The 3,895-nt window shown below is 68.6% G+C and carries 3 protein-coding genes; 1 reads left to right on the forward strand and 2 read right to left on the reverse strand.

Features of this window, described 5'->3' with window-relative positions; all coding sequences use genetic code 11:
- Positions 1–7: 7 nt before the first annotated feature.
- Positions 8–1,039, reverse strand: a complete 1,032-nt coding sequence (locus ACIPIA_RS11825; RefSeq protein ID WP_400509708.1) for an AMP-binding protein — start codon at positions 1,037–1,039, stop codon at positions 8–10.
- 10 nt (positions 1,040–1,049) lie between these two features.
- Entirely contained in the window at positions 1,050–2,852 is a 1,803-nt protein-coding gene (locus ACIPIA_RS11830; protein WP_400509710.1) for an ABC transporter substrate-binding protein, read from the reverse strand.
- 289 nt (positions 2,853–3,141) lie between these two features.
- Between ACIPIA_RS11830 and ACIPIA_RS11835 the strand changes: the two genes are divergently transcribed.
- Positions 3,142–3,895: invasion associated locus B family protein (locus ACIPIA_RS11835; RefSeq protein WP_400509712.1), on the forward strand; the 754-nt coding region annotated here is incomplete at its 3' end.

Raw genomic sequence — 3,895 nt, forward strand, 5'->3', positions numbered from 1 at the left:
GCGCGGTTCAGCCCGTGGGTGCCTGCCGCCGCGTGACGGTGATATCGGCAGCACTATGCACCGCGATGTCGACGATGGCGAGATCGGGGCGATCAATTGCCGGATGGGCGTGCGCGCTGCCCGCCCGATGCACGAAGACGAGGCTCGCCAATGCCGGGTGGCCGGCTAGGCGCGAATGCGCCAGGGCGGGCTCCATGCTGCCCGGAAGGACGAGGTGAACGCTGCGCCCGCCCTCGATGCAGGCCTGCAGGTCTCCGAGGTGGAACAGCCCGAGCGGCAGCAGTTCGACGCCGGTGAGCATCGCCATTCCCGGCCCGCTGGCCAGCGCGGCGAGATCGCCGCCGACGAGGGTGCTGACGATCCTGGACGAGGTCATCGGCTTCAGCGCGCGCGAGATATCGAGCGCCTTGCCGAGCAGCTCCCGCTCGGAGATCTGCTGGGGGCCGGCGAGGGTGACGGCATCGACGACCTGGAGCAGCGGCCGTTCCACCGGGCCGGGCAGGGGATGCAGCGTTGCATTGGCCAGGAGCGCATCGAGCGGCGCGACACCATCCGGCACGTCAGGGCCGAAGCCGCCGACGAAGCGCGTGCTGAAGGCACGCATCGCGAGGTTGCGCAGTGTCAGCAGCGGCCGCAGCGGCCCGACACGACTGACGCCGATCGCCATGACCGCGCCCGAGGCCTCGATCAGCCGCAGCAGCTCGAGCTCGTTGCCGTGCAGCGGCAGCATGACCGGGGAGAGGCCGGCGCGCAGGCAGCCCAGCACCGAGACCACCGCCTCCGGCCCAAGCGGTGCCAGGATCGCGACGCTTGCGCCGGGTTGCCCCCGGTTGATGGTCAGGAGCCGCGCCAGCTGATCGACGCGCTGGTCGAGCTGCAGGAAATTCATCGAGGCCGGCCCGACATCGCTCCAGCCGCGCCGTCCCGGCGGGTCGCGCAGGGCGGCCTCGTAGCCGCGCCCGCGTGTCAGCGCCTTCAGCAGCGTGTCGATGTCGAGCCCGTCGAGCAGGGTGGAAGTCTCGTCCTGTTCAGCCCGCATCGACGACCCTTCAATTCGCCGGAGCCGCCGCCGGGAGGCGCGCCAGCGTTTCGTTGGAGAGGAAATAGGCCGGCTGGCGCCCCGCCATCACCACGTCCCGCGCATGTGCGAGCCAGGTGTCGGGCAGGTAGTAGAGTGGCACCACGTAGAAGCCCGACAGCAGCAGCCGGTCGAGTGTCCGCACCGCGGCGACGAAATCCTCGCGCTCGCGGGCGCCGAGCATGGCCTGGAGCACCGCATCGACAGCCGGGGATCGCACGCCCGCATAGTTCAGCGACCCCCTCCGCTCGGCATTCGCCGCTCCCCAGCGCCCGATCTGCTCGTTGCCGGGCGAGGCGGAGGCGGGCCATGTCCACTGGATCATGTCGAAGTCGAAGGTCGAGAGACGCCGCCAGTACTGGACGTCGTCGATCAGCCTGACATTGGCCGTGATGCCGAGGCGGCCGAGCGACTGCGCATAGTTCAGCACGAGCCGCTCCTGCGGGCGGCTCGTCACGGTGATCTCGAAGGCGAAGGGCTCGCCCTTGCCGTTGCGAAGCGTCCCGTCCTGCAGCGCGTAACCGGCGGCCTTGAGCAGGTCGAGCGCCTTGCGCGCCGGCTCGCGGTCGCGGCCGGAGCCGTCGGTTTCCGATGGTTTCCAGGTCCCTGCGAGGATATCCTCGCGCACCGCGCCAGGAAACGCGGCGAGCAGGGCTTTCTCGCGGGCATCGGCGGGAATGCCGAGTGCCGAGAGTGGCGAATCGGAAAAGAAGCTGCCGGCACGGCGATAGACGCCGTGGAACAGGTTGCGGTTGACCCATTCGAAATCGAACAGCAGGCCGAGCGCCTCGCGCACCCGGATATCGGCGAACATGGGCCGGCGCGTGTTGAAGACGAGCCCCGTCATGCCCTTGGGCGTGTCGAAATGCAGGGTCTGGCGGATGATGCGCCCGTCATGGACGGCCGGGACATCGTAGCCGGTCATCCAGCGGGTCGGGTCGCCCTCCAGCCGGACATCGTAGAGCCCGGCCTTGAACGCCTCGAACAGGGCGTTGGAATCGCGATAGAAATCGTAGCGGATCTCGTCCGCGTTGAAGAGGCCGCGGCTGAGGGGGTGGTCCTCCGCCCAGAAATCCTTGCGCCGTTTCAGCAGCAGCGATTCGCCCGGCCGGACATCGCTGACCGCATAGGGGCCGGAGCCGAGCGCGGGCTTGAAGCTGGTGTCGCCAAATGTCTCGACGTTGGTCGCGTGCTTCGCGAAGATGGGCAGCGCCCCGATGACCAGCGGCAGTTCGCGGTTGGAGCCGTCGCCGAGCTCGAACTCGACGCGCCTGGACGAAGCTGCCGCCGCCTTGGTGATGCGCGCGAGGCTGGAGCGGTGGAAGGGCTTGCCCTTGGTCTTCAGCATCTCGACGGTGAAGAGCACGTCCTGCGCGGTGACCGGCTGGCCGTCGGCGAAGGTCGCACGCCGGTCGATCTCGAAAGCGAGCTTCCTGCGGTCTGCGTCGAGCTCAACCCGCGAGGCCAGCAGCCCGTAGGCTGTGAAGGGTTCGTCGGCCGAGCGGAAGAGCAGGCTCTGCTGGACGTATTTCGGCACGGCATCGGGCGCGACGCCGAGAACGACCAGCGGATTGAGGCTGTCGAAGGTGCCCTGGATGCCGAAGACGAGCCGCCCGCCGCGCGGGGCCTTGGGGTCGGCATAGGGCAGGTGGGAGAAATCCGGGGCGAGCGCGGGCTGGCCGTGCATGGCGATGCCATGCTGCACCGGGGCCGAATCAGCCAAGGCGGAGCGGCCGCGCGCCAGCAGGGCGAGCGGGCTCAAGGCGAGCAACATGTTGACCCTGCGGCGGCTCACCGCCACGGGCAATCGGTAAAAATCCATCGTGCGACCTGATTCCCTGACTGAGAATAGCATGCGAAACGGGCGGTCACGCAGCTATTCGGGCTGGAATCCCGCGCGCGAACTCGTTAAAGGCGAGACCGGGTGTCATTCAAACGCCTCAATCGCCCTTGATGTGCACGGCTTGCTATGGCCTGCGCTGGCATGCGATTGGGCCGTCGGCGGTGACGCGCGGCTTGCGAAGTCGCGATCCCCGAGTTCGCCTGATAAGGAAAGACAGAGAATGTCCGCTTCGTTTCGCCTGTCATCGTCTGCTCTAGGGCTGGTTCTCAGCGCGGCGGTCGGCTTCGCGCCCGTCGCGGCTTTCGCGCAGGCCCAGCGCCCCGCAGCCCCGGCCCAGCGCCCCGCGGCGCCGGCACAGCAGCCCGCTCCGGGCCAGCAGCCTGCCGCCCAGTCCGGCCCGACCGTGGTTCAGGTCAAGCCCGAGCCGTCCCAGACCAGCTGGACCAAGGTTTGCGGCAAGGACCAGGCCGCCAACAAGGAAATCTGCTACACCACCCGCGACTTCGTCTCGGATCAGGGTCAGCCGGTGCTCGCCGCCGCCGTCTATGACGTGAAGGGCGACCCGAACAAGATCGTGCGCTTCCTGATGCCGCTGGGCCTGCTGCTGCAGCCAGGCATCCGCTTCGGCGTCGACAATGCCCAGCCGACCGGCGGCCGCTACGCGATCTGCTTCCCGAACGGCTGCTTCGCCGAGGCGCAGGTCAAGGACGACTTCATCAACGCGATGAAGAAGGGCACCACGCTCAACATCAGCGTCCAGAACCAGGGCGCCCGCGAGGTGACCTTCGCCATTCCGCTGGCCGATTTCGCCAAGGGCTTCGATGGCGCGCCGATCGATCCGAAGGTTCTCGAGGAGCAGCAGAAGCAGCTGCAGGACGAGCTTGCCAAGCGCCAGGAAGAGCTGCGCCAGCGCCTTGGCGCGGGTGGTGCCAACGCGGCTCCGGGCGCAGCTCCGGCCCCCGGCGCGCTCCCGG

It is taken from the genome of Allobosea sp. CER48 (genome assembly GCF_044752385.1).
Taxonomy (GTDB): domain Bacteria; phylum Pseudomonadota; class Alphaproteobacteria; order Rhizobiales; family Beijerinckiaceae; genus Allobosea.